We start from the raw sequence: 26,013 nt of genomic DNA, 5'->3' as shown, positions 1-26,013 counted from the left end.
TTTCGGTGACCATCGGGCACAGCCAGCGCTTTGCCGGTCTAGGGCCTGTCGCTATACTGCGCGTCAAATTCACGGACAAAAGAGCCGAGCTCAGTGAACCGGCCCACGCCAGTCAAAACCGACAACTTCTTCCTGCTGATCTTCCGTGCACTGCGCCATCGTCGTGTGCCGATTGCATTGCGCATTGCCAGCCATAACGTGATCCTGGTCGCCCTGGCCCTGGTGATCTATGCCGGCGTGATGGGCCTGCAGTTCAAGCAAGCCATGCACGAACAGGCTGACGCCCTGGGTCAGAGCCTGACCACCCAGACCGCCACCTCGGCCACCGAGCTGCTGGTGTCCAACGACATCCTCAGCCTCAACGTCCTGCTCAACAACCTGACCAAGAACCCGCTGGTGGCCCACGCGGCGATCTACAGCGTCGACAACCGCATCCTCGCCGAGGCCGGACAGCGCCCCAAGAGCAGCCTGCTGGGCGAAACCGAGGGCGTGTACCAGACCAAGATCACCTTTCAGGACGTGACCGCCGGCAATCTGCGGATCAGCCTGGACATGGCACAGTTCCAGCAGCCAATGACCATCAGCCTGCAGAGCATGGGCATCCTCAGCGCCATCCTGCTGGCCCTGGCGCTGGCGTTGAGCCTGCGCCTGGGTCGCCACATCTCCACCCCGTTGCTGCAACTGCGGGTCTGGCTGCGGGACCTGGATGAACACACACCGGCCACTCAGCGCCAGGACGAGATCGGCGATCTGGCGCGCCAGCTGCACGCCCGCCTGGTGCCGGAAAAACCCGAGCCAGTGCCTCAACCCGAACTGGAAACAGAGGCCGACGAGGAACCCGAGTCCGGGTTCGAAGTGCGCAACCTGCGCGATCCGAGCTTTGACCAAAGCGCGCCCGTGGCAGGCCTGAAGCCTGCGCCACGGCACCTGGTCAGCGCCGAGGAGGACGAACTGGACGAGGAAGATCCGTTCGCCGACCTGCGTGATCACTCGTCGACACCCGCGCCCAAACCGGCGCTGCAACCGCAAACGCCCGCCCAGCCTCAGCACAGCGCGGTACTCGCAGTACAACTGGGAGCCCAGGAGCAACTGCGCCGCCTGCCACGGGCCCGCCTGATGGAACTGCTGGAACGCTATCGGGACTGCCTGGATCAGGCCGCCTCGCTCTACCAGAGCGAGCTGCACACCCTGAACGACGGCAGCACGCTGATGCTGTTCCACAGCGAAGACAGCGGCGACGATTACCTGACCAACGCCATCTGCTGCGGCGAACTGCTGCGCGCCCTGGGCCATGCCCTGCAGATCGAAGTGGCGGACAGCGGCATCACCCTGCAATTACAACTGGGCCTGACGCTGGGCGAAGGGCTGTTCGGCCTGAGCCAGATCGACCTGCTGCTGACCGAGAGCGCCCAGGATGCCCTGGCACTGTCCCAGCACAGCCGCAACCTGCTGCTGGTGGAACGCCAGGTCAATGACGACGCCTTGATCCGTCAGCGCGCACGCATCCGCCCTATCGCCAGCCCGGAAGGGGCTTGCTGTGTCGAACGGCTGATGGAGCCCTACCCCTCGATGCTGGAGCGGCAACTGGCGCGCATGCATGAGACGCGGGCCAAGCTGTAAGGCTGCCCTGCGGCCAAGAAAAAGCCCGCCAAGAGCGGGCTTTTTTATGCCTGGCGGGTGGGCAACGTGGAGCCCTTCGACGGCAAACCAGCGCCTACAACAGTCCCGCGACTCGGTAGAAACTGGCTTGCCAGCACAAAAAACGACCCGACCTCCCCCACCCCACTGCAGAAACGACAAGGCCCGCCAATGGGCGGGCCTCGTCTTGCAGCCACTCCGTTCAGAACCTGAACACTTCCATATCCGTGCGGATCGGCGTGGCCATCGGAATCTTCGGCTGCTTCTCCTGCTCTACCGGCTTGGCCACCGGTGCCGGCGGCGCCTTGCGCGGTACCTCGGCCACGGCCGGCTGGTTGGCCAGGGGCTTGAGGGCGACCGACAATTGCTCGGCCAGGCGCTGCAACAGCACGCCCTGAGCCTGGACCTGGGAAGCGGTGGTGCCCGCATGCTGCTCCTGCAGATGCACGATGCGGTTATCCCGCACCTGACCACGCCGATCGATCAGACGCCACTGCGCATCCAGTACCGCCGGTTGCGACTTGCCGGAATCCAGGCGAGTGATCGACAGCAGCACCTGTACATCCGGGGTGAAACCGCTGGTCGCCGGCGCCAGCACTACGCGCTGACTGTCCAGATGACCGGCCACCTGGCGCAACAGCAACTGGTCGATGTCCGAAGACAGGCTGCCCGCCCAACGACCGTCGGTGGAGGCTTGCAGGCTGCCATCATCCTGGCGTTGCAGGAGGGTTTCGCGTTGCAGGTAATCGGCGATCAGCACCGGTCCCAACAATACCGACATGCCGGCACTGGCCGGCTGAGCTGGACTTCCGCTGTCCAGCTGATACAGCGACACCGGCTGGTGCACGCTGCAACCCGCCAGGCCAAGAACGCCCGCGAGCAGAAAAACAAGAGGAAGGCGCAGAGCAGTCATCATCCCATCCAGGTGGCGGCCACAAGGCTGGCCACAGTGTAAATACTCAAAAAAATTGAATAACGCCGGCAAGGCCGGCGTTTGAAACGCGCATATCATCCGTGAATATGCGCCTTGACTCCAGTGTTCCAGCATCGATCCGCCGCTTAAATCCAGGATCAAGCGCTCTGGCCGGCACTCAACTGAGAGGCTCTACCAACAACGCATCGACCCGCTGGAATCCGCGCGGCAGTTTGTTGCCCCGGCGTCCGCGCTCGCCCTTGTAGTGCTCTAGGTCGTCGGCCTTCAGCGACAAGGTCCGCTTGCCCGCCTGCAATACCAGGGTCGCGCCATCCGGCAACACCGCGATGTCGGTGACGTACTCTTCGCGGCTGGCCACCCGCTCACCGGGAATGCCGATGATCTTGTTGCCCTTGCCTTTGCCCAACTGCGGCAGATCGCTGATCTTGAACACCAGCAAACGCCCTTCGGTGGTCACCGAAGCCAGCCAGTTCTGCTCGCGATCGGCCACCGGCCGCGGCGCCAGAACCTTGGCGTTGTTCGGCAGGCTCAGCAGCGCCTTGCCCGCCTTGTTCTTGGCCTGCAAGTCCTCGCCCTTGACCACGAAACCGTAGCCCGCGTCGGATGCGATCACATACAGAGCCTCGTCATCCGGCAGCAGCACGCATTCGAAGGTCGCACCCGGCGGCGGCGTCAGGCGACCGGTCAGCGGCTCGCCCTGGCCACGGGCCGATGGCAGCGTGTGGGCCGCCACCGAGTAACTGCGGCCGGTGGAATCGATAAACACCGCAAACTGGTTGGACCGCCCGGCAGCGGCGGTCTTGTAGCCGTCACCGGCCTTGTAGGACAGACCCGTGGCGTCAATATCATGCCCCTTGGCGCAACGGACCCAGCCTTTTTCCGACAGAACGATGGTCACCGGCTCGGTGGGCATCAGCTCGTTTTCCGACAGGGCCTTGGCTTCCGCGCGGGCGACGATCGGCGAACGACGATCGTCGCCGTAGGTTTCTGCGTCTTGCAGCAATTCGGTGCGCACCAGCTTCTTGAGCTTGGTTTCGCTGTTGAGCAGGGCTTGCAGCTTGGCCTGCTCCTTGAGCAACTCGTCCTGCTCGGCCCGCAGCTTCATCTCTTCCAGACGCGCCAGTTGCCGCAGACGGGTGTCGAGGATGTAGTCGGCCTGGATTTCGCTGAGGGCAAAACGCTCGATCAGCTTGGCCCGTGGATGCTCCTCGGTGCGGATGATGTGGATCACTTCATCCAGGTTGAGGTAGGCGATCAGCAAGCCGTCCAACAGGTGCAGGCGACGCTCGACCTTGTCCAGGCGGAACTGCAGGCGCCGGCGCACGGTGGCCACCCGGAACTCCAGCCATTCCACCAGCAACGCCCGCAGGTTCTTCAACTGCGGCTTGCCGTCCAGACCGATGATGTTGATGTTGACCCGGTAGGTCGACTCCAGCTCGGTGGTGGCGAACAGATGCTGCATCAGCTCATCGGGATCGACCCGGTTGGAGCGCGGGATGATCACGATGCGGCAGGGGTTCTCGTGGTCCGACTCGTCCCGCAGGTCGGCCACCATCGGCAGCTTCTTGGCCTGCATCTGCGCGGCGATCTGCTCCAGCACCTTGGCCCCGGAGACCTGGTGCGGCAGCGCGGTGACAATAATGTCGCCATCCTCGATCCGATACACGGCGCGCATGCGCACCGAGCCACGGCCGGTTTCATAGATCTTCAGCAGGTCGGCGCGCGGGGTGATGATTTCCGCTTCGGTGGGGTAATCCGGCCCCTGGATATGCTCGCAGAGCTGCTCCACCGTGGCCTTGGGTTCGTCCAGCAGACGCACGCAGGCCGAAGCCACTTCCCGCAGGTTGTGCGGCGGCACGTCGGTGGCCATGCCCACGGCGATACCGGTGGTGCCGTTGAGCAGGATATTCGGCAGACGCGCCGGCAACACCAGAGGTTCCTGCAAGGTGCCGTCGAAGTTCGGCCCCCAGTCCGCCGTGCCCTGGCCCAGCTCGCTGAGCAGCACTTCGGAATAGCGCGACAGACGCGCCTCGGTGTAACGCATGGCCGCGAAGGACTTGGGATCGTCCGGCGCACCCCAGTTGCCCTGGCCATCCACCAGTGTGTAGCGGTAGCTGAAGGGCTGGGCCATCAGCACCATGGCTTCGTAGCAGGCGGAATCCCCGTGAGGGTGGAACTTACCGAGCACATCACCCACGGTACGCGCGGATTTCTTGTGCTTGGAATCGGCATCCAGCCCCAGCTCACTCATGGCGTAGACGATACGCCGCTGTACCGGTTTCAGGCCGTCGCCGATATGCGGCAAAGCACGGTCCATGATCACGTACATGGAGTAGTTGAGGTAGGCACTTTCGGTGAAGTCAGCCAGTGACCGGCGTTCTACGCCATCCAGGCTGAGATCAAGGGAGTCGCTCATGCGGGCCTCATTGGTTCGTGGTCTGGCGCAGCAGCATGGTGCCGCCGCGCTGAGTAAATTCAAGTTTCTTCAAAGCGCTCATGCCCAGCAAAACCTGGTCGCCGTCGAGCCCCGGGGCCACCAGGGCCCTGACGTCCTGGAGAACGATATCCCCCAGTTGCAGACGCTCGATGCGGGTCCGATAACCCTCGCTGCGCCCGTTGGCGGTACTCAGGGTCACCGGCACCCCGCGCTCCAGGCCCAGGCGCTCGGCGAGCCCGGAAGGAATCGAGACTTCGGTAGCCCCGGTATCGAGCATGAATTGCACCGGCTGCCCGTTGATATGGCCGCTGGCAACGAAATGCCCCTGGCCGTTACCGACCAGCTTCACTTCGATGTAACCCTCATGTTGTTGCGAACTGACGACAGTGTTGGGGTTCTCCTGGCGGGCCTCCCAGTCGGCGAAGAACCGCGTGGCCAGGAACAGCGCCGCGGCCCAGGCCAGGATCAGCATCACCCGCCCGGCGCTCTTGCCCGGTTGCTGGCTCATGGCTTGGCACTCCAGCCGCCTTCAGGGGCGGCAAAGCGCCAGACGATGGGGCGGGCCTCGCCATCGGCGCGGGCGCCGTTGTTGTTGTCCAGCCCGATCCAGGCACCCTTGGCATCCACCACCAGAGCCTCCGCCAAGCCGTAAGGCTGTGGATAACGCCGGTGTTCCAGCAGCGCCTCGGCCGCAAAGGACCAGCACAGCTCGACCTTGGCGCTCTGCGCATCCCGGCGGCAGATCTGGTAGGCATTGCGCTCCAGGGTGAACAGCTTGCCGTCGAACAGCGACAGGTCGGCAAAGTCCCGGGACACCGCCTTGGCGTTGGGCACCTGCGGTGGCTGCATTTCCGAGCCGGCCTCACTGAGCAGCACGCAACCGCCATCACAATCCCAGGTGGTCTGCCCCCGCTTGATCAACAACAGCCCGCGCCGCTCTCGCTCTGCCGCCAGCCAGATCCGGTCACCGGCGGGGTTCACCGCCAGGCCTTCGAACAAGGCGTTGAAATGCAGGAGCATGCCGCTGGCCCGCGCTTCACGGACCATGATCGGCGAAATCTTCAACCAGGCCGGAGCGCCTTGCGCCGGGACTTTGAGCACCGTGGCGTGAGCTTCGCTGACCACATATTTGTTGCCCGCGGTGTCGCAGGAGATGCCTTCGAAATCCAGGTCGCCGCCACGCACGAAGGACGCGGCCCAGGTCCGCGACTTCAAGCCCCAGGGCAAGCCCGTGTCCGGCACCGCCGGCACTTCCAGCTGGAGGGCCTCGGCCTGCCAGACGCTGTCGCGGGTATCGAGCTTGTAGATCTGATCGTCGTCGCGGTCGGAAACCGTCCACAACTCCTGGCCGCACAGCGCCAGCCCAGACAGATTGCCGCCGCGCATGCCTTCCACAGGATGCTCGGACAGCAAGGTCAGTTCGGGCGCAGGCGCGGCCACCACCGAGGTTGCCAATAGCGCTAGGGCCAGGGCAAAACCTCTGTGCATCAGGCCAGCACCTCGGCCAGGTTGCCCTTGGACTCCAGCCAGGATTTGCGATCACCGGCGCGTTTCTTCGCCAGCAGCATGTCCATGATTTCCGCGGTGGCCTCGACGTCGTCCAGGGTCAACTGCACCAGGCGCCGAGTGTTCGGGTCCATGGTGGTCTCGCGCAGCTGCGGCGGGTTCATTTCACCCAGCCCCTTGAATCGGGTGACCTGGGGCTTACCGCGTTTCTTCTCGGCCACCAGGCGGTCGAGAATGCCGTCGCGCTCGGCCTCGTCCAGGGCGTAGTAGATTTCCTTGCCCAGGTCGATGCGGTACAGCGGCGGCATGGCCACATAGACGTGGCCGGCATCCACCAGCGGACGGAAATGCTGGACGAACAGGGCACAGAGCAAGGTGGCGATGTGCAGACCGTCGGAGTCGGCGTCGGCGAGGATGCAGATCTTGCCGTAGCGCAGCTGGCTCATGTCCTCGGCGCCCGGATCGACACCGATGGCTACCGCAATGTTGTGCACTTCCTGGCTGGCCAGAACTTCGCTGCCGTCCACTTCCCAGGTGTTGAGGATCTTGCCGCGCAGCGGCAGGATCGCCTGGAATTCCTTGTCCCGTGCCTGCTTGGCCGAACCACCCGCGGAATCACCCTCCACCAGGAACAGCTCGGAACGCATCGGGTCCTGGCCAGCGCAGTCCGCCAGCTTGCCGGGCAGTGCCGGGCCCTGGGTAATGCGCTTGCGCTCGACCTTCTTGCTGGCCTTCAGGCGGCGGCCGGCGTTGCTGATGGCCAGCTCCGCCAGTTGCATGCCCAACTCGGGGTTGGCATTGAGCCACAGGCTGAAGGCGTCCTTGACCACTCCGGACACGAACGCCGCCGCCTCACGGGACGACAGCCGCTCCTTGGTCTGGCCGGAGAATTGCGCGTCCTGCATCTTCATCGACAGGACGAAGGCGATGCGCTCCCAGACGTCTTCCGGGGCCAGCTTCAGGCCGCGGGGCAGCAGGTTGCGGAATTCGCAGAACTCGCGCATGGCATCCAGCAGGCCCTGGCGCAGGCCGTTGACGTGGGTACCGCCCTGGGCCGTGGGGATCAGGTTGACGTAGCTTTCCTGAACGCTGTCGCCGCCTTCAGGCAGCCACAGCAGGGCCCAGTCCACCGCTTCCTTGTTGCCTGCCAGGCTGCCGCAGAACGGCTCGTTGGGCAGGCGATCGAATTCACTGACCGCGTCCACCAGGTAGGAACGCAGGCCATCTTCGTAATGCCACTCGACCTTCTCACCGCTGGACTTGTCCTCGAAGCTCACCAGCAGCCCCGGGCACAGCACGGCCTTGGCCTTGAGCACGTGCTTGAGGCGGCTGACGGAGAATTTCGGCGAATCGAAGTATTTCGGGTCCGGGGCAAAGTACACGCTAGTGCCGGTGTTGCGCTTGCCGACGGTGCCGACCACTTCCAGCTCGCTGGCCTTGTAGCCGTCGGCGAAGGTCATCTGGTATTCGTTGCCGTCGCGCTTGACCCGTACCCGCACCTGGTTCGACAGGGCGTTGACCACGGAAATACCCACCCCGTGCAGACCGCCGGAGAACTGGTAGTTCTTGTTGGAGAACTTGCCGCCGGCGTGGAGCTTGGTGAGGATCAGCTCGATCCCGGAAACGCCCTCTTCCGGGTGGATGTCCACGGGCATGCCGCGGCCGTCGTCGGAGACTTCCAGGGAGTGATCGGCGTGCAGGATGACCTGTATCGACTTCGCATGGCCGGCCAGGGCTTCGTCGACACTGTTGTCGATGACTTCCTGGGCCAGGTGGTTGGGCCGCGTGGTGTCGGTGTACATGCCCGGGCGTTTGCGCACCGGGTCGAGTCCCGAGAGGACTTCGATGGCGTCTGCGTTATAAGAGCTAGCGCTGGGAGTGGCCATGGGTTCTCGTCGTTAGTCGTTCAATGAATATGGGGCGAGGCTTCACAGTGCCGTGAAGTCGATCGCCTGGTACTGATCGGCAGTGATGCCGGCAAAATTCAACATTGCCGGCAATTGTCCGGTAAATCCTTGGAAACTATGATCGCCGCCGGCCTGGATGCGCAAGGCACAGGCGCGGTAGTAGCGCTCGGCGCTGCGATAGTCCAGCGTCTCGTCCCCGGTCTGCAACCACACCTGATAACGCTGCGGGTCCTGGGGTGGCGCGACTTCCAGCGCCGCCAGCGCCGCCACGTGATCGTGGGTCAGTTCCCAGGTTTCGTCGGTGTACAGGTTCTTCTGCGTGCCCAGATAACCGTCGAACATCCGGTGCGGGCTGACAGCAGGGTTGATCAGCAGGGCTTTCAGACCATAGCGCTCGGCAAGGTGAGTCGCATAGTAGCCGCCGAGCGAGCTGCCGACCAGCAATGGACGACCGAGTTCGGCAATCGCCTGTTCCAGCTGGCCAATGGCCTGGCGCGGATGGTGATGCAGGGCCGGTACGCGCAATTGCTCGCCCAGCCCCAACTGCTCCATGACGCGCCGCAACTGGGAGGCCTTGGTCGACGCGGGCGCACTGTTGAAGCCGTGGATATAAAGGATCGAACCGGACATGCGAACTCCCTGTGCACCTGGGCAAAAGCCGCAGTTTACAGGGATGACGGCAGCTAACGAAGCCGCTTCAGTAGCCGTTGCTGCCGTAATCGATGCTGAATGCGTAGCCGTGGACCCGTTGTACACCGGTTTCCAACCGTCCATCGGGCAGCAGGCGCAGCCAGCGATAGCCGGGCACCTGTTCTTCGACCTTGAAATCGTCGCTGCCGGGCTCGAACTGGATGCAGGTGGAGGGTGAGGCCAACAGCCGCACGTCGCCACGCAAGCGGTCGATCTCCTGATGCACATGCCCCCAGAGCAAGGCGCGAACCTGGGGGAAGCGGTCGAGCACGGCAAACAGCGCCTCGGCATTGCGCAGGCCGATGGGCTCCATCCAGGCGCAGTCGATGGACACCGGATGGTGGTGCAGGCAAATCAGGTGATGACGCTCGGGCGCCTCGCCCAGGGAGCGGGCCAGCAATTGCAACTGGTCGTCCTGCAGATAGCCCGGCACTGAACCGGGCACCGAAGAATCCAGCAGGGTTATGCGCCAGTTGCCGATATCGACGACCGGTTCCAGCAGATCGCTGTCCCGCGTCGCCAGTTGCATGACCTGTGGCTCGTCGTGATTACCGGGCAACCAGCGGCCTGGCGCCGGAATCTGCCGGGTCAATTGACGAAAGCGCTGATAGGACTCCAGAGTGCCGTCCTGGGACAGATCGCCGGTGGCCAGCATCAGGTCGATACGCGGCTGCTGCGCCAGCACCAGGTCGATGACCCGTTGCAGGCTGTCGGCGGTGTTCATGCCCAGCAGCGCACCGTCGGTGTCGGCAAACAGATGGCTATCGGACAGTTGCACCAGCAGCACCGAGTCGTCGGCAGTCAGTGCGGATACGCTTGGCACGGCGTTCTCCCGGTGCAAGGGCACAAAGCATGATGAAGGCGGTAATTATGCTGGGGGAAGCAAAAAAGAGGAAACCCAGGAAGCGGACCCAGTTCACATCTAGCGCACGGCTTCGAACTCGTGCCCACAGGCCAGGCAATGGCTCAGCCACTCACCCAGGAAAACATTCAGCTGGGCCTTCTCGTCGGGCTGGTGCATGAAGGCATTCGGATAGGGATAGATGCTGCGAAACCGCCGGGCATGCTCGGCGCTAATGACTTCCGCCATGCGCGCATCGTGATAGACCTGCACCTCCAGTTGCGGCACCGGCAGCCAGGGCAGACTGTGTTCCTGGCGCACCTGCAAGGTGGTGGTGTAAGGGCAGGTCAGCACCACTTCCAGGGCCAGGACGCCGAGCATCTGCTCGCCCTGGGTCACGGCGATGCGCCGAGCCACAGGCTGGTTGCGCATGTCAGGCAGCAGGCGCATCAGTCGGGCATAGTTGGCCTCGCAGGAAGCTTGCAGCCCCGCCAGATCCACCCGATAGCGGTCGCGTACCTTGTTTACGACCATAACCCCCTCACTTCAGCGCGATTGAGCGCCAGCCACTGCAAGGCAATGATGCTGGCGGCATTGCAGATCCGCCCATCGCGCATGGCCTGCTGCGCATCTTCATAGGCCATCACCGAAACCCGGATGTCTTCCGCCTCTTCCTCCAGCCCGTGCAACCCGCCGGCGGCACTGCTGTCGCATCGTCCCAGGAACAGATGAACGAATTCGGTGCTGCCCCCTGGCGACGGGAAATACTCGATCATCGGCCACAGCGCCGAGATATCCAGGCCAGCTTCCTCCTGCGCCTCACGACGCACCACTTCTTCCGGCTGCTCGTCCTTGTCGATCAACCCGGCCACCAGTTCCACCAGCCAGGGCGTGGCGGCCTTGCCCATGGCACCGATGCGAAACTGTTCGATCAGCACCACCTCATCGCGCTGCGGATCGTACGGCAGTACGCATACCGCATCGTGGCGCAGCAGAACCTCACGATTGATTTCCCGCCCCATGCCACCGGCGAACAATTCATGACGCAGTTGCAGGCGGTCGAGCCGATAGAAACCCTGGAAGCAGTTCTCGCGCCGGATGATCTCGACGGCACTCGGCGTGGAGTTGGCAAAGTCAGTCATAGCAATCCTCGTGTACAGCCTGTTCGTCCCGAGGATCCCCCTCGACTTCGCGCCATCCTAACGCGCCCGCCGCTGCCGATGCAGCCCCTTTAGCCTCAGCGGGATAGACGGCGAGGGGCTAAACCTAATCTAATTGCCTCTATTGAGCTTAGTGGCGAACCGACTGCCTCGCAGGCAGTCGAAGCCGGTAACCCATGCCTCCCCCTGGTTTATGAAGGACGCCCATGTCGCTTGTCAAAATCGCCTCCGTGGCCTGTATCGCCCTGACCCTGGGCGCCTGCCAAAGCCTGTTTCAGCCAAGCTACAACACGCCGCTGGAAACCAAGCGCGAGAAGTCCGAGCAGCTCAAGCCCGGCTGCAGCGGCGCCGACTGTCCGCTGGTCAACCTCGACACCGTGCACTTTCCCGCCGAGCCGCAACTGGATGCCATCGTCGAAAAACGCCTGCTGCAAATGACCCGCACCAGCCCCGACGCAGCGCTGCCGGCCAGCCTGGAAGCCTACCGCGAGCAGTTCCTGCGCAGCGCAGCGGACCGCCACGGCATGTACCTGCAATCCAAGGTACGCGAGCAGCATGACGGCCTGGTGATCATCGAGCTGGCCAGCTACCTGGACACCGGTGCCGCCAACGGCACCCCGGGCCGGGGCTTCGTCAACTATTCGCGCCAGCAGCATCGGGCGCTGAGCCTGGCGGACATGCTGCTGCCCGGCCAGGAGGAGATGTTCTGGAAGGCCGCGCGGGTCGCCCACAACAACTGGTTGATCAGCACCCACCTGGATCGCGAAGCCGAATTCATCAAGACCTGGCCGTTCCAGAAAACCGCCAACGTGGCGCTGACCCAGAAAGCCGTGACCCTCAAGTACGACGTCAGCACCATCGCGCCCTCGGTGCTGGGCCATATCGAATTGCAGATTCCCTACGACCGCCTCAAGGGCGTGCTCAAGCCCGAGCTGTTTCCCGGGAACTGACCCCCCGGCCCAGCAGCCACTGCAACAGCCCTGCCAGCAGCAGCGACGGCAGGGTAGCCCCGACATCCGGATACAGGTTGGCCAGCAGGTGGTAGGTGCTCACCCCACCCAGCCAGGCCAACAGCGCGGTCCAGCGCCAGGCTGACAGCGAATCATCCCCGCAGCGTCGGCGCAGGATGAAGTGATCCACCAGCACCACGCCAAACAGCGGCGCGAACACCGAGCCGATCAGCAGCAGGAAGTTCTGGTACTGGGCCAGCGGTGCCAGGCAGGCGATCAGGGTGCAGAGCACACCGATGGCCAGGGCCAGGTGCTCGACCTTCAGGCGCAGCAGAATGCCACTGGAAACCGCCGCCGAATGAATGTCGGCAAAGGCGTTCTCCGACTCGTCCAGCAGGATCAGCAGCAGCGGAATCCCCAACCCGGCACCGGCCAGCGCCAACAGCAAGGCATTCACCTCACCGCTCGGGGCGAAGGCCAGGGTGTAGGCAACGCCCAGGCTCATCAGCCAGAAATTGCCGATGAAAAAACCCAGGGCCGTGCCGCCGAACACGCTCTTGGCGCGCTTGCCGAAGCGCGAGTAGTCGGCGATCAGCGGCAACCACGACAAGGGCATGGCAATGGCGATGTCGAAGCCTGCGGCAAACGGCATCGAGCCATCCCCGGCCTGAGCCCGGAGCGCCGCCAGGTCGGCCCGGGCGAACAGGTTCCAGGTCAGCCACAGGCACGCCGTGAGCAATAGCCAGATGCCCCACTTGCGCAGGATCCGGCGGACAAAGGTCAAGGGGCCACTGACCGCCAGCAAGGTCGCCAGGGCACCGAAAAACAGGGTCCAGAGCAGCGGATTGGCCAGCAGGCTGCCTTCACTGAAGGCCCGGGTGCCCAGGAGGCTGGCGGCATCGCGCATGACGATGATTTCAAACGCGCCCCAGCCCACCAACTGCAGCAGGTTGAGCAACGCCGGCAGACTGGCGCCGCGGCGGCCCAGGCTGAGCTTGAGCGCAGCCATGGACGACAGGCCGGTGTCGCTGCCGATCATCCCCACCGCCGCCAGCAGCAGAACGCCCACAGCGGTGCCAAGAAAGATCGCCAGCAACGCATGAGACAGCCCCAGGCCCGGCGCCAACAGCGCACCGGTCTGCAGTACCATCAAACCGATGCCGAGGGAGAACCACAGGGAAAACAGATCCCGGGCGCCAAACACACGCTTGTCGGCGGGCACCGCAAGATTGGGGGAATAGGTACTTGGACTGTTCAAGGGATATATCTCAAAAGGGACAGGAGCAAGCTGCAAGCCTCAAGCGTCAAGAAAAAGCACGTCGCCCTTTGCTTTCCACTTGAAGCTTGCAGCTCGTGGCTTAGACCTTCTTGTACAGCTGGCTGCCTTCCTGCTTGAAGCGCTCGGCCTGCTCCGCCAGGCCCTTGGCGACGTCCACGTCCACCGCGTCGATACGCTGGTTGGCCGCGTACTCGCGAACTTCCTGGGTGATTTTCATTGAGCAGAACTTCGGCCCGCACATGGAGCAGAAATGCGCCACCTTGGCCGAGTCCTTGGGCAGGGTTTCGTCGTGGTACGAACGGGCGGTATCCGGGTCCAGGCCCAGGTTGAACTGGTCTTCCCAGCGGAATTCGAAACGCGCCTTGGACAAGGCGTTGTCGCGGATCTGCGCGCCGGGGTGACCTTTGGCCAGGTCGGCGGCGTGGGCGGCGATCTTGTAGGTGATGATCCCGGTCTTCACGTCATCCTTGTTCGGCAGGCCCAGGTGCTCCTTGGGCGTGACGTAGCAGAGCATGGCGCAACCGAACCAGCCGATCATCGCCGCACCGATGCCACTGGTGATGTGGTCGTAACCTGGAGCGATGTCGGTGGTCAGCGGGCCGAGGGTGTAGAACGGCGCCTCGTCGCAGCACTCCAGCTGCTTGTCCATGTTTTCCTTGATCAACTGCATCGGGACGTGGCCCGGGCCTTCGATCATGCACTGCACGTCATGCTTCCAGGCGATCTTGGTCAGCTCGCCGAGGGTTTCCAGCTCGCCGAACTGAGCTTCGTCGTTGGCATCGGCAATCGACCCCGGACGCAGGCCATCTCCCAGGGAGAAGCTGACGTCGTAGGCCTTCATGATTTCGCAGATTTCGTCGAAGTGGGTGTAGAGGAAGTTCTCCTTGTGGTGCGCCAGGCACCACTTGGCCATGATCGAACCGCCACGGGACACGATGCCGGTGACCCGCTTGGCGGTCAGCGGCACATAGCGCAGCAGCACCCCGGCGTGGATGGTGAAGTAGTCCACGCCCTGTTCGGCCTGTTCGATCAGGGTGTCGCGGAACAGCTCCCAGGTCAGGTCCTCGGCCACGCCGTTGACCTTTTCCAGGGCCTGGTAGATCGGCACGGTGCCGATCGGCACCGGCGAGTTGCGGATGATCCACTCGCGGGTTTCATGGATGTGCTTGCCGGTGGACAGGTCCATCACCGTGTCCGAACCCCAGCGGATGCCCCAGGTCAGTTTCGCCACTTCTTCCTCGATGGAGGAACCCAGGGCGCTGTTGCCGATGTTGCCGTTGATCTTCACCAGGAAGTTGCGGCCGATGATCATCGGCTCCAGCTCAACGTGGTTGATGTTGGCCGGGATGATGGCGCGGCCGCGGGCGATTTCCTCGCGCACGAACTCGGGGGTGATTTCCTTGGGGATGCTGGCGCCGAAGCTGTGGCCGGCGTGTTGCTGCTGCAGCAGGCCGGCGGCGCGGGCCTCTTGCAGCTTCATGTTTTCGCGGATGGCGACGTATTCCATCTCGGCGGTGATGATGCCTTTGCGCGCGTAGTGCATCTGGCTGACGTTGGCCCCGGCCTTGGCCCGGCGCGGGTTGTTGACGTGGGCGAAGCGCAGCTGGGTCAGTTCCGGGTCCGCCAGGCGCTGCTGGCCGAAGTTGGAGCTCAGGCCGGGCAGGCGCTCGGTGTCGCCACGGTCTTCGATCCACGCCGAACGCACATCGCCCAGGCCCTTGCGCACATCGATCACCACGTTCGGATCGGTGTAGGGGCCGGAGGTGTCGTACACGGTCACCGGGGCGTTGATCTCGCCACCGAAATCGGTGGGGGTCACGTCCAGGGTAATTTCGCGCATGGGCACGCGGATGTCCGGGCGCGAACCCTGGACATAGATTTTTTGCGAGCGGGTAAAGGGCTGAACCGATTGTTGGTCGACTTGGGCCGACTCACTGAGGTTGCTAGCGTTTTTTAGTTTTGTCGTCATCACGGGCTCTCCAGACAGCATCCAGGCAGTGGATTGTTGTCGGAGCGAACCTGTAACGGACGGACGCACCCTGTCTAAGCAACTAGTGAGTGCAGTGCTTGGTACTCGAGGGGTGTTCGATTGTCGAACAACATCCCGGACGAAGCACAAGAGGACTCGCCGGGTGACGAGAAATCTTGTTCCCTACGCAGGCGCTAACCTGATCAGGTTCAACGGGATCCGGATTATCCGATCTCAGCCTCATAGCAAGGCACCCCGACAAGAACCGCGCCAGTCTAGACAAAGCCGGGACAGAACGCCAACACCGGTGCAATAAGCAGGATGAATGGCGTAATTGCAGGATTGTTGCCATAGGTCAGCAGCTCTACACTCCCTGCCCTATGTCGAACCTTGACGCTCCATGGACCGCGCCTTAGCCTTGGCGCCTGGATTATCTCCGTAATATCAACTCTAGGGATCGCCGAATGCTGCGCAAACTCTCACTGGCTGTTGCCGTGTCTTGTGCGTCCAATGGAATGGCATGGGCAGCAGAAGCGCCTTTGACCACCAAGACCGATCTGGTCAGCGTCTACCAGGAAGCGATGGACAACAACGCCGATCTGGCCGCTGCCCGCGCCCAGTACGGCGCCCAGAAGGAAGTGGTGCCCCAGGCCCGCGCCGGGCTGCTGCCCAACCTCTCGGCGGGGGCGGACATCAACAACACCCGCACCAAGTTCGATGAGCCATCCATGGCCTCGACCCGCAGCGGCAACGTCTACCAGGCGACCCTGGCCCAGCCGCTGTTCCGCGCCGACCGCTGGTTCCAGCTGCAGGCCGCCAAGGACATCAACGAGCAGGCTTCGCTGCAGCTCTCGGCCACCGAACAGAACCTGATCCTGCAAAGCGCGGAAAACTACTTCGCGGTGTTGCGCGCCCAGGACAACCTGGCCTCGACCAAGGCCGAGGAAGCCGCCTTCAAGCGTCAACTGGACCAGTCCAACGAACGCTTCGACGTGGGCCTGTCGGACAAGACCGACGTCCTGCAGGCCCAGGCCAGCTACGACACCGCCCGGGCCAACCGGATCCTCGCCCAGCGTCAGGTGGATGACGCTTTCGAAGCGCTGATCACCCTGACCAACCGCGAGTACAACTCGATCCAGGGCATTGTCCACACCCTGCCGGTGCTGGCACCGACGCCCAACGACGCCAAGGCCTGGGTCGACACCGCCGCCCGGCAGAACCTCAACCTGCTGGCCAGCAACTACGCGGTCAGCGCCGCCGAGGAAACCCTCAAGCAGCGCAAGGCCGGGCACGCCCCGACCCTGGACGCCGTGGCGCAGTACAAGAAAGGCGATAACGACGCCCTGGGCTTCAGCAACCCCAACCCGTTGACGCGCTACGGCAGCGATGTCGAGCAGCGCTCCATCGGCCTGCAACTGAACATCCCGATCTACAGCGGCGGCCTGACCAGCTCCCAGGTCCGCGAGTCCTACTCGCGCCTGAGCCAGACCGAGCAGCAGCGCGAATCCCTGCGTCGCCAGGTGGTGGAGAACACCCGCAACCTGCATCGCGCGGTGAACACCGATGTCGAACAGGTCCAGGCCCGACGCCAGTCGATCATCTCCAACCAGAGCGCCGTGGAAGCCACGGAAATCGGCTACCAGGTGGGCACGCGCAACATCGTCGACGTGCTGGATGCCCAACGTCAGCTGTACACCTCGGTGCGCAACTACAACAACAGCCGCTACGACTACATCCTCGACAACCTGCGCCTGAAACAGGCCGCCGGCACCCTCAACCCCGGCGACCTGCAGGACCTGTCGCGCTACCTCAAGGCCGACTACAACCCGGACCGCGACTTCCTGCCGCCGGACCTGGCCAAGGCCGCACAGGAGCAGCTCAAGGCTCGTCCCTGAAGCCTGGAGCCATGAAAAAGGCCACCTTTGCGGGTGGCCTTTTTTTGTGGCCGCTACGCAGCCGAACGCAGCCTGCGGCAGCGGCTACAGACGGACGATCAGTGCCTGCTCAAGAGACGATCAAGGCCATCCAATAACCGCTGCAAGGCCCCCTGGTTGGCCTTGAGCACCTTGAGCCCGGCCTCGGCCATCTTCTGCGCATCCCGGGGCAACTCGAACAGGCGCTGCACCGCCACCGCCAGCCCTTCGGCGTCATCCACCTCCTGCAGGGCTCCGGCCTCGCGCAGCATCGCGGCGATTTCCAGGAAGTTGAACAGGTGCGGCCCGCTGATCACCGGCTTGGCCAGCGCCGCCGGCTCCAGCAGATTGTGCCCGCCGTTGGCCACCAGGCTGCCACCGACAAAGGCGCTGTCGGCCAGGGCATAGAGGAACAGCAACTCGCCCATGGTGTCCCCCAGCAACACCGAGGTGCTGGCGTCCACCGGCTCCCCGGCGGAGCGGCGAATGGTCGTGAAACCCTGTTGCCGACACAGCTCGTACACCGAGTTGAAGCGTTCCGGGTGCCGTGGCACCAGAATCAGCAAGGCATTCGGGTAACTGGCCAGCAGTTGTCGATGGGCGTCGAGCACCACGGCGTCTTCACCTTCGTGGGTACTGGCGGCGATCCATACCGGGCGGTCCATGGCCTGCCACTGCTGGCGCAGCTCACGGGCACGCACCAGCAGTTGCGGATCGATGCTCAGGTCGAACTTGATCGAGCCTGTCACTTCCACCGTCTCGGGACGCGCGCCCAGCTCCCGGAAACGCTGGGCCTCGGTCTCGGTCTGCACCGCGAACAGGCTCATCTGCGCCAGCATCGGCGCCGTCAGAGCGGCAAAGCGCCCATAACCCTTGGCCGAGCGCGCGGACAATCGGGCATTGGCCAGGGCCACCGGAATCCCGCGCCGAGCGCACTGGTCGATGTGGTTGGGCCACAGTTCGGTTTCCATGATCACCGCCAGCTTGGGTTGCACCCGATCGAGAAAGCGCGCAGCAGCGCAAGGCAGATCGTAAGGCAGGTAGCAATGCTGGATGCGCGGCTCATGGGCGAACAGCGCCTGAATGCGTTCGGAGCCGGTGGGGGTCATGCAGGTCACGGTAATCGGCAGTTGCGGATGACGGGCCAACAGGGCCCGGATCATTGGCGCCGCGGCAATGCTCTCGCCCACGGACACCGCATGCACCCAGATACCGCCGGTCTGCATCACCGGCAAGCCCAGAGAGAAGCGTTCGCCAATGCGCTTGGCATAAGCCGGGGCCTTGCGCGAACGCAGCCACAGGCGAATCGCTACCAATGGCAGCCCCAGGTAAAACAGTGCGGTATAGAGAGTTCTATTCATGGCGGCGGAGTTTATCGGTTTTTTAGCCGATCGCCTTCAGGTGCACGGCAAAACGTTCCGCCAGCCAGCGCGCGGCCGGCCCCAGGGGCTCGTCGCGGCGCCAGGCCAGCTCCACCACCAGCGCCGGCGGCGTCCATTCGCTGACCAGCTCCACCATCTGATGCTGATAGGTCGGGTACTGCACCACATGCCGCGGCAACCAGGCCCAGCCAAGGCCACGCATCAGCCATTCGGCCATCACGTAGAAACTGTCCGCCCGCCAGACCTGGGGGCTGACTTGCTCACCACCGGGATAACCACTGAGTTGCGGGGCGATCAGCAACTGCCGGTGCCGGGCCAGTAGCTGGCGATTGACCCGTTTTTCATGGGCCAGGGGATGCCCCACGGCACACACCGTGACCATTTCAACGCTGCCCAGGGCCTGACGCTCCAGGGTTTCGGGCATCTGCTCATGGTGGAACAGCAAGCCCAGGTCGGCCCGGCGCTCCACCAGCTTGCGCGCCACATCGCCCTGGGCGCCGCTGGCCAGTTGCACCTCCAGGCTGGGAAAGCGCTCGGCCAGGGCTTCCAGGCTGTCGAGCACCGGCTGATAAGGCATCGCCTCATCCTGGGCCAGGCGCAATCGCGCCTCCTGGCCCCGCATCAAGGCCAGGGCCCGGCCATTGAGGCGATCGCACTGGCGCAGAATCTCCCGCGCCTCCTGCAACAAGGCACTGCCGGCTTCGCTGAGCTTGGGCTGGCGCCCGCTGCTGCGCTCGAACAGGCTGACCCCCAGGTCCTCCTCCAGCAGAGCGATGGCGCTGCTGATGGCCGATTGCGCCTTGCGTTGCTGGCGGGCCACCGCGGAAAACGAACGCAGCTCGGCGACACTGACGAACAGCCGCAACTGCTCCAGGTTCCATTGCATGTTCATAGCGCAACCTATCTCCATAACAGATAGGTAATGACTTTACCCCATCTGGGCAGTCTCTAGAATGCCGACCTCAGAAAGCAGTCCCAAACACGAGGAACCCTCCCATGAACGCTTACTACTACCTGGCCATCGCCATCTGCGCGGAAGTGATTGCCACTGTTTCAATGAAAGCGGTCAAGGGCCTGAGCACACCGTTGCCCCTGGCGCTGATCATCGTCGGCTACGGCGTGGCCTTCTGGATGCTGACCCTGGTGGTGCGCACCGTCCCGGTGGGCGTGGCCTATGCGGTATGGGCCGGCATGGGCATCGTCATGGTCAGCATTGCCGCGCTGTTCCTGTACGGCCAGAAGCTGGATATCCCGGCGATGCTGGGCATGGCGCTGATCGTCCTCGGCGTGGTGGTGATCCAGTTGTTCTCGAAAACCGCCGGGCATTAAAAAGCAGCCTCAAGCGACAAGCTTCAAGCGGCAAGAGTGAGTGCCATGCTTGCAGCTTGAGGCTTGAGGCTTGAAACTTGCGCCTTCGTTTTGTTTACCGAGGTCGCTGCATGCCATCCGCTATTTCCACCGATGTGCTGATTGTCGGCGCAGGCGTCGCCGGTCTCTGGCTCAACGCCCGCCTGCGGCGCCAGGGCTTTTCCACTGTACTGGTGGAAAGCGCCAGCCTCGGTGGCGGACAGAGCGTGAAGTCCCAGGGGATCATTCACGGCGGCGCCAAGTACGCCCTGCACGGTGCCCTCACTGGCGCCTCGGAAGCCATCGCCGACATGCCCCGGCGCTGGCGCGAGGCCCTGGCCGGTACCGGCGAGCTGGACCTGTCCGGCGTGCGCCTGCTCTCCGAATCCCACTATCTCTGGTCCCCCGGCACCCTGGCCGGCAACCTCACCAGCTTCTTTGCCAGCAAGGCCGTGCGCGGCCGGGTCGACCAGGTCAAGGGCGAGCAACTGCCTCCAGCGCTGCAGGACAAGCGCTTCAAGGGCAAGGTCTATCGGCTGGCCGAGCTGGTGGTGGACGTGCCCAGCGTCATCCAGCGTCTGGCGGACCTGGGCGGCGACAGCCTGCTGGCCGGCCAGAAGATCGAGCCACTGCGCGAGAGCGGTCAACTGGTAGGCCTGCGGATCGACGAACGGGAAATTCGCGCGCAGCGCATCGTCCTCAGCGCCGGTGCCGGCAATGCCGAGCTGCTCCAGGCGCTCGGCCTGAGCCAGCCGGCCATGCAGCGACGCCCGCTGCACATGGTGCTGGTCAAGGGACCCAGCCTGAAACCGCTGTACGCCCATTGCCTGGGCGGCGGCCCCAAGCCGCGGATCACCGTCACCACCCATCCGGCCGCCGACGGCCAGTGGGTCTGGTACCTGGGGGGCGATCTCGCCGAAGCCGACGGCGTGGCCCGGGAGCCGGCGGCGCAGATCGCTGCGGCCCAAAAGGAACTGGGACAGCTGCTGCCCTGGGTCGACCTGAGCCAGGCGCAATGGGCCACCTTGCGAGTGGAACGGGCAGAACCGGCACAATCAGGCCTGACCCGCCCGGACAACGCCTTCCTCGCCGGACAAGACCGCCTGCTGGTGGGCTGGCCGACCAAACTGGCCCTGGCGCCGGACTTTGCTGACCGAGTCCTGGCGGCCCTGGAGCGCGATGGCATTCGCCCTGGCCCTAGCCCGGCCCTCCCCGACCTGCCCAAGCCGCCCCTGGCGCAAACGGCCTGGGAGCAACTGCTGCCATGAGCCAGCCAACCCTGCACGACCTGCATCGCCCCTTCGGCAGCACCGGGCTGATGGTTTCCCCCCTGGGCCTGGGCACGGTCAAGCTGGGCCGTGACCAGGGCGTGAAATACCCCAACGGCTTCCAGATCCCGGACGACCAGGAAGCGCGCATGCTGCTCAAGCTGACCCGCGACCTGGGCATCAACCTGATCGACACCGCTCCGGCCTACGGCCGCAGTGAGGAACGCCTGGGCCCGCTGCTGCGGGGCCAGCGTCAGGAATGGGTGATCGTCAGCAAGGTCGGCGAAGAGTTTGCCGACGGCGTGTCCCGCCACGACTTCAGCGCCGCCCACACTCGACTGTCCGTGGAACGCAGCCTGCAACGCCTGGAAACCGACTTCATCGACCTGGTGCTGGTGCATTCCGACGGCAACGACCTGGCGATCCTCGAGCAGTGCGAGGTCTACCAGACCCTGGCGCAGCTCAAGCAGGAGGGCAAGATCCGCGGCTTCGGCTTCTCCGGCAAGACCGTGGACGGCGGTTTGAAGGCCTTGGAGCAAGGCGATTGCGCCATGGTTACCTACAATCTGAACGAACAGGCCGAGCGGGCGGTCATTGATTATGCCGCCGCCCAGCACAAGGGCATCCTGGTGAAAAAGGCCCTGGCCAGCGGCCACGTGTGCCTGAGCCCGGGCACCGAGCCGGTGCGGGCCAGCTTCGAATTGCTGTTTGACCGGCCCGGTGTGGCCAGTGCTATTGTCGGGACCATCAATCCGCTGCACCTGGCCCATAACGTGACGACTGTGGCACAGGTTCTAGGGGCTGTTCCCGCTGGGTGATAGGCCCTGGGCCAAAACTGATGCCGCCGACGCGGCCGACCCCGACGCAAGAAGGAGCCGAGATGTCGCGACCGCTGATTAGAAAGAACCCCAGCAACTTCAAGACCCTGCCCCTGTTCGTCGAAGCGACTCCCGAAGGCCTGTGCTACCAGAGCGTGGGCATGCCGCTGAACTTCGCCCAGACCCTGCAGCGCCGACGCCCGGTGACCGTGGCCGATAACCAGCGTTTCGCTCTGGAGCTGGCCAACCTCGGGGTCTCGGTGCGCCTGACCCTGCATTGGCAGAACCGCGATTACTGGGTACTGGTGCGCCAGCACCGCCAGGATCGCGGCGACGTGGTGCTCAAGCTGATCTCCGGCTATGTGCCGGCCCATGAGCTGAACCTGCCGCTGCTCACCGCCATTCAGGAAATTGCTGAGGAATGCCTGCTGGAAACCCCGGAAGGCTGGCTCGGCGGACGCTTCAATGACACCTGGCTCCCCGCCCCCTATGCCGGGGCCCTGCACTACCGCGAAGCCTTGCCCTTTCGCCTGACGCCGCTGTCCGGCGCGGCGCGGCCGGTGCGTTGCGCCAACCTGCAATTGCTCGAGCGTCCCCAGGCCTATGTGCACCTGCCCACGGCATCGCTGCAGTTGATCTACGACCTGCGCCTGGAGGTGCCCCGGGAAGCCAAGTCCCTGAGCCTGTTCCACGTCGATGAACGCCTGGAAGGTGATCAACTGGTGGCCCGCCTGGACCGCAAGCGCCCGGACCTGTACCTGATGCCCCTGGAGAACGGCGAACCTTGCGCCGAGCTCTACACCCTGAGGAAGGACCAGTTGCACCCGGCGAGCACCCGTGGCCTGTACCTGGCAGAAAGCTTCGCCCTGCAGGAAGGCTGGGTGGTGCGCGACGAGCGGATTCGCTGGAAGGACTGGCTCAGGCAACGAGGCCTGAGTGAACCGGAGAAGGACTCGAAACTCTCACGCCTGACCGGCAAGGCCCGGCAGATCCTGCGCAAGATGGTTCCGGCCAAGGCCAGGCGCCAGGGCTGAGGCAAAAAAAGGCGCCTGGAGCAGGCGCCTTTTTTCACTGCGGCCGTTACTCGGCCTTGTCGGTCTTGCGGATCTTCTCGACGATGGCGGTGGTCGAGCTGTTCTCGACCAGCCCCAGCACCTTCACCGTGCCGCCATAAGCGGTGACGATATCTGCGCCCACCACCTGATCGATGCCATAGTCGCCGCCCTTGACCAGCACATCCGGCCGTACCTGGGTCAACAGGTTTTCCGGAGTGCCTTCAGGGAAACTGATCACCCAGTCCACGGCGCCCAATCCCGCCAGCACCGCCATGCGTCGGTCGACACTGTTGATCGGCCGGCCGGGCCCCTTGAGGCGACTGACCGAGGCATCGTCGTTGATCGCCACGATCAGCCGGTCACCCTGGGCCCGAGCCTGTTCCAGGTAGGTCACGTGGCCGGCATGGAGAATGTCGAAGCAGCCATTGGTGAACACAATCTTCTCGTTGTGTGCCCGGGCGTCGTCAATCGCCAGCAGCAGCTGGTCGAGGCTCAGGACCCCACGCTCGGAACCTTCCTCGCGCTGGATCGCCCGGCGCAATTCCGGCGCGCTGATGGCGGCAGTCCCCAGCTTGCCGACCACGATGCCCGCCGCCAGATTGGCCAGGCCCACGGCATGGGGCAGCTCTTCACCGGCAGCAATGGCAGCGGCCAGGGTGGAGATCACCGTATCCCCGGCACCGGTGACATCGAACACTTCACGGGCACGGGCCGGCAGGTGCAGGGGCGGGTGCTCCGGACGCAACAGGGTCATGCCATGCTCACCACGGGTCACCAGCAGCGCTCCCAGCTCCAGATCGTGCATCAGCTTGGCGCCCTTGCTCACCAGCTCGTGCTCATCGGCACAGCCGCCGACGATGGTTTCGAACTCGCTGAGATTCGGCGTGATCAGGCTGGCGCCGCGATAGATGGAAAAATCCTTGCCCTTGGGATCGGCCAGCACCGGAATGCCCCGCGCCCGCGCCGCCGCGATCAGTACCTGATGATTACGCAGCGCGCCCTTGCCGTAGTCGGACAGCACCAGCACCTTGATTCCGTCGAGCAGGGCGTCGACCTCGGCCGCCAGGGCCAGAGCGTCAGTGGCGAACGGCTCTTCGAAATCGATACGCAGCAACTGCTGGTGACGGCTCATGACCCGCAGCTTGACGATGGTCGGCTGGTGAGCAATGCGCTGGAACAGCGCCCGTACGCCCGCGCCTTTCAAGCTGTTGGCCAGACTGTCGGCAGCCTCATCGTCACCGGTCACCCCCACCAGAGACGCCGGAGCGCCGAGAGCGGCGATGTTCAGGGCAACGTTAGCGGCACCACCCGGGCGGTCCTCGATTTGCTCGACCTTGACCACCGGCACCGGTGCCTCAGGGGAAATCCGTGAGGTACCACCATGCCAGTAACGGTCGAGCATGACATCGCCGACCACCAAGACAGGGGCTTGATCGAATCGCGGCATGGACAACTTCATGGAGCATCCCACATACAAAATGAACAGGGGCGCGATATTAACACAGGGTTGGCGCCGTCTCGTTTGAGAGCTTTACGCGGGATGTATCACACACATTATCTGCTCACTTTTTGAACACCCGACTCAAAATAAACTGCACCGCATCGGACAATTCGATTTCATCGGTATTGACCTCGCAATCTGCGCGCTCTGGCGCTTCGTAAGGACTGTCCAGACCGGTGAAATCCTTGATTGCTCCTTGCAGAGCAGCTTGATACAGGCCCTTGGGATCACGTCGGGCGCACACATCAAACGGCGTGCTGACATAGACCTCGAAAAACTGCCCAGGACCAAACAACGACCTGGCAATCGCCCGACCAGCACTGAAAGGCGAAATAGCCGAGACGATCACAATCAATCCGGCGTCGACCATCAAGCGCGCCACCTCGCCAATACGACGAACATTCTCTTTGCGCGCCTCGATTCCCATACCCAGATCGCTGCATAAACCGGTGCGCAGGTTGTCACCGTCCAGCACAAATGTATGGCGACCCAGCTCATTGAGCTTGATCTCCAACGCGTTGGCCAACGTGGACTTTCCAGCGCCCGACAGCCCCGTCAGCCACAGACAACAAGGCTGCTGTTGCTTTAACGCAGAGCGGGCATCCACTGACAACGATAGGGAAAAGGGACGGATAGCGGGAGCAACCCCAGTAGAGGCCGGAAAGACTGAAGAGTCACTCATAACCCAGGACCTCATAATCACGCTGATAAGCACGCCTGACCAAGCGCCGCGTACGCAAGGAGCAAAACTCCCTGACCGGCTCATTTCGACGGTCAAGGGAAACATTCAGATGTGGCAATAATGTGTCCACTCCGAGTCGCTTACACAGATGGCGAAAATCTCGCTCAATATGCTCGTGCCGGCCTAGAAAATCCATGGACATCCGCCCCATCTGATCAACAAGAAAGTCTGTCTGAGGCGCAAAGTGGAGCTGACGACGCAGGTTGTCCGGGTGCAACCACTGCGCAACGAAATCGTCGAAGTCTCGGTAGCTGGTCACCAAGGCCTGAGCCTCCCGGTCACGCCGCCCCATGTTATTGCCCCGCAAGTAAGCGTACGCCGAGTAAGCCCGCTCCAAGGGATCGCGGACAAAAGCGAACTTGAAACTACCCGCGCAGTGTTCGGGGAACTGCTGCTGATACCAGTAATACGGTAAATGCCCTGGCCACCGACCATCTAAAAACGCAGAGCACAGGCTACTGCCACCACATTTGGGTACATGAATGAACACACACTTATGCGTCACAAAACTTTTTGGAAGCGCAATGTTCGCAGACAGAGACTTGTTCACAGCCTGCCGGTCAACCACTGACAATCGCCCCAGCAAAAAAGCCCTTTGATTCTTAGGAAGCAGTTTCCACAACAGACGTTGCAACATCCGATTATCCACGCAAGAAGGTTAGCCCTCTCGTTCATC

Annotated in this window: 23 protein-coding genes and 1 riboswitch; of the genes, 7 read left to right on the top strand and 16 right to left on the bottom strand. The window is 63.5% G+C overall.

The window, feature by feature from the left end; translation table 11 throughout:
- Nucleotides 1-93: 93 nt before the first annotated feature.
- Complete coding sequence (locus tag PST29_RS02755; RefSeq protein WP_060842321.1) at nt 94-1,620, top strand: AhpA/YtjB family protein; 1,527 nt, start codon at nt 94-96, stop codon at nt 1,618-1,620.
- A gap of 220 nt (nt 1,621-1,840) precedes the next feature.
- Here PST29_RS02755 and PST29_RS02750 read toward each other — a convergent pair whose 3' ends face one another.
- The 9 genes from PST29_RS02750 to PST29_RS02710 all read right to left on the bottom strand — a co-directional run bounded on the left by PST29_RS02750 (nt 1,841) and on the right by PST29_RS02710 (nt 11,095).
- Nucleotides 1,841-2,551, bottom strand: a complete 711-nt coding sequence (locus PST29_RS02750) for a PqiC family protein (RefSeq protein ID WP_060837252.1) — start codon at nt 2,549-2,551, stop codon at nt 1,841-1,843.
- 178 nt (nt 2,552-2,729) lie between these two features.
- On the bottom strand, nt 2,730-4,988 hold the full coding sequence (parC, locus tag PST29_RS02745) for a DNA topoisomerase IV subunit A (protein ID WP_060842320.1): 2,259 nt from the start codon (nt 4,986-4,988) through the stop codon (nt 2,730-2,732).
- 7 nt (nt 4,989-4,995) lie between these two features.
- On the bottom strand, nt 4,996-5,517 hold the full coding sequence (locus PST29_RS02740) for a retropepsin-like aspartic protease family protein (RefSeq protein WP_060842319.1): 522 nt from the start codon (nt 5,515-5,517) through the stop codon (nt 4,996-4,998).
- Nucleotides 5,514-6,497: an esterase-like activity of phytase family protein gene (locus PST29_RS02735; RefSeq protein ID WP_060842318.1), complete on the bottom strand. Its 984-nt coding sequence runs from the start codon at nt 6,495-6,497 to the stop codon at nt 5,514-5,516. Before PST29_RS02735 ends, PST29_RS02740 begins: the two co-directional genes overlap by 4 nt.
- Nucleotides 6,497-8,401, bottom strand: coding sequence for a DNA topoisomerase IV subunit B (gene parE / locus PST29_RS02730; RefSeq protein ID WP_060842317.1), 1,905 nt, complete (start codon nt 8,399-8,401; stop codon nt 6,497-6,499). The genes PST29_RS02735 and parE overlap by 1 nt, the downstream gene beginning before the upstream one ends.
- Nucleotides 8,402-8,443: 42 nt before the next feature.
- Complete coding sequence (locus tag PST29_RS02725) at nt 8,444-9,052, bottom strand: YqiA/YcfP family alpha/beta fold hydrolase (RefSeq protein WP_060842316.1); 609 nt, start codon at nt 9,050-9,052, stop codon at nt 8,444-8,446.
- 67 nt (nt 9,053-9,119) lie between these two features.
- A complete protein-coding gene (gene cpdA, locus PST29_RS02720) occupies nt 9,120-9,935 on the bottom strand; it encodes a 3',5'-cyclic-AMP phosphodiesterase (RefSeq protein WP_060842315.1) in 816 nt (271 codons plus the stop codon).
- Between the two features lie 99 nt (nt 9,936-10,034).
- A complete protein-coding gene (locus PST29_RS02715; protein ID WP_060837245.1) occupies nt 10,035-10,487 on the bottom strand; it encodes a DUF1249 domain-containing protein in 453 nt (150 codons plus the stop codon).
- The gene (locus PST29_RS02710; protein WP_060842314.1) at nt 10,478-11,095 is read right to left on the bottom strand and encodes an NUDIX domain-containing protein; all 618 of its coding nucleotides are present in this window, start codon (nt 11,093-11,095) and stop codon (nt 10,478-10,480) included. The genes PST29_RS02715 and PST29_RS02710 overlap by 10 nt, the downstream gene beginning before the upstream one ends.
- A gap of 224 nt (nt 11,096-11,319) precedes the next feature.
- On the opposite strand from PST29_RS02710, the gene PST29_RS02705 reads away from it, so the two are divergent.
- The gene (locus PST29_RS02705) at nt 11,320-12,063 is read left to right on the top strand and encodes an RsiV family protein (RefSeq protein ID WP_060837243.1); all 744 of its coding nucleotides are present in this window, start codon (nt 11,320-11,322) and stop codon (nt 12,061-12,063) included.
- Here PST29_RS02705 and cytX read toward each other — a convergent pair.
- Nucleotides 12,035-13,321, bottom strand: a complete 1,287-nt coding sequence (cytX, locus tag PST29_RS02700; RefSeq protein WP_060842313.1) for a putative hydroxymethylpyrimidine transporter CytX — start codon at nt 13,319-13,321, stop codon at nt 12,035-12,037. The two genes, PST29_RS02705 and cytX, sit on opposite strands and share 29 nt — an antisense overlap.
- Before the next feature lie 100 nt (nt 13,322-13,421).
- On the bottom strand, nt 13,422-15,311 hold the full coding sequence (gene thiC, locus PST29_RS02695; protein WP_060842312.1) for a phosphomethylpyrimidine synthase ThiC: 1,890 nt from the start codon (nt 15,309-15,311) through the stop codon (nt 13,422-13,424).
- A 163-nt stretch (nt 15,312-15,474) separates the two neighbouring features.
- A riboswitch (TPP riboswitch) is annotated at nt 15,475-15,579 on the bottom strand.
- A 196-nt stretch (nt 15,580-15,775) separates the two neighbouring features.
- Between thiC and PST29_RS02690 the strand changes: the two genes are divergently transcribed.
- Nucleotides 15,776-17,206: a TolC family outer membrane protein gene (locus PST29_RS02690; protein ID WP_060842311.1), complete on the top strand. Its 1,431-nt coding sequence runs from the start codon at nt 15,776-15,778 to the stop codon at nt 17,204-17,206.
- 98 nt (nt 17,207-17,304) lie between these two features.
- Here the strand turns inward: PST29_RS02690 and waaA are convergent, their stop codons facing one another.
- Nucleotides 17,305-18,585, bottom strand: a complete 1,281-nt coding sequence (gene waaA, locus PST29_RS02685) for a lipid IV(A) 3-deoxy-D-manno-octulosonic acid transferase (RefSeq protein WP_060842310.1) — start codon at nt 18,583-18,585, stop codon at nt 17,305-17,307.
- 22 nt (nt 18,586-18,607) lie between these two features.
- On the bottom strand, nt 18,608-19,492 hold the full coding sequence (locus PST29_RS02680; protein WP_162492853.1) for a LysR family transcriptional regulator: 885 nt from the start codon (nt 19,490-19,492) through the stop codon (nt 18,608-18,610).
- Between the two features lie 110 nt (nt 19,493-19,602).
- Here PST29_RS02680 and PST29_RS02675 point away from each other — a divergent pair, with 110 nt between their 5' ends.
- The 4 genes from PST29_RS02675 to PST29_RS02660 all read left to right on the top strand — a co-directional run bounded on the left by PST29_RS02675 (nt 19,603) and on the right by PST29_RS02660 (nt 23,073).
- Nucleotides 19,603-19,935: a DMT family transporter gene (locus tag PST29_RS02675; protein WP_011058907.1), complete on the top strand. Its 333-nt coding sequence runs from the start codon at nt 19,603-19,605 to the stop codon at nt 19,933-19,935.
- A 110-nt stretch (nt 19,936-20,045) separates the two neighbouring features.
- Nucleotides 20,046-21,221, top strand: coding sequence for an NAD(P)/FAD-dependent oxidoreductase (locus PST29_RS02670; RefSeq protein ID WP_060842309.1), 1,176 nt, complete (start codon nt 20,046-20,048; stop codon nt 21,219-21,221).
- Complete coding sequence (locus PST29_RS02665; protein WP_060842308.1) at nt 21,218-22,039, top strand: aldo/keto reductase; 822 nt, start codon at nt 21,218-21,220, stop codon at nt 22,037-22,039. The genes PST29_RS02670 and PST29_RS02665 overlap by 4 nt, the downstream gene beginning before the upstream one ends.
- A gap of 62 nt (nt 22,040-22,101) precedes the next feature.
- Nucleotides 22,102-23,073 (top strand): hypothetical protein, encoded by a 972-nt coding sequence (locus PST29_RS02660; protein ID WP_060842307.1) that lies wholly within the window; start codon nt 22,102-22,104, stop codon nt 23,071-23,073.
- A 46-nt stretch (nt 23,074-23,119) separates the two neighbouring features.
- On the opposite strand, the gene hldE is transcribed toward PST29_RS02660, so the two are convergent.
- The 3 genes from hldE to PST29_RS02645 form a co-directional block, all read right to left on the bottom strand.
- The gene (gene hldE / locus PST29_RS02655) at nt 23,120-24,553 is read right to left on the bottom strand and encodes a bifunctional D-glycero-beta-D-manno-heptose-7-phosphate kinase/D-glycero-beta-D-manno-heptose 1-phosphate adenylyltransferase HldE (RefSeq protein ID WP_016968290.1); all 1,434 of its coding nucleotides are present in this window, start codon (nt 24,551-24,553) and stop codon (nt 23,120-23,122) included.
- A 103-nt stretch (nt 24,554-24,656) separates the two neighbouring features.
- Nucleotides 24,657-25,277 carry an adenylyl-sulfate kinase gene (gene cysC / locus PST29_RS02650; RefSeq protein ID WP_060842306.1) on the bottom strand — a complete coding sequence of 207 codons (621 nt, stop codon included), beginning with the start codon at nt 25,275-25,277 and terminating at the stop codon, nt 24,657-24,659.
- On the bottom strand, nt 25,270-25,974 hold the full coding sequence (locus PST29_RS02645) for a sulfotransferase family 2 domain-containing protein (protein ID WP_060842305.1): 705 nt from the start codon (nt 25,972-25,974) through the stop codon (nt 25,270-25,272). Before PST29_RS02645 ends, cysC begins: the two co-directional genes overlap by 8 nt.
- Between the last annotated feature and the right edge of the window lie 39 nt (nt 25,975-26,013).

This window comes from Pseudomonas sp. St29 (assembly GCF_001547915.1).
GTDB lineage: Bacteria > Pseudomonadota > Gammaproteobacteria > Pseudomonadales > Pseudomonadaceae > Aquipseudomonas.
The sequence above is the reverse complement of the archived record's forward strand: the minus strand, read 5'-3'. Positions and strand labels throughout refer to the sequence as shown.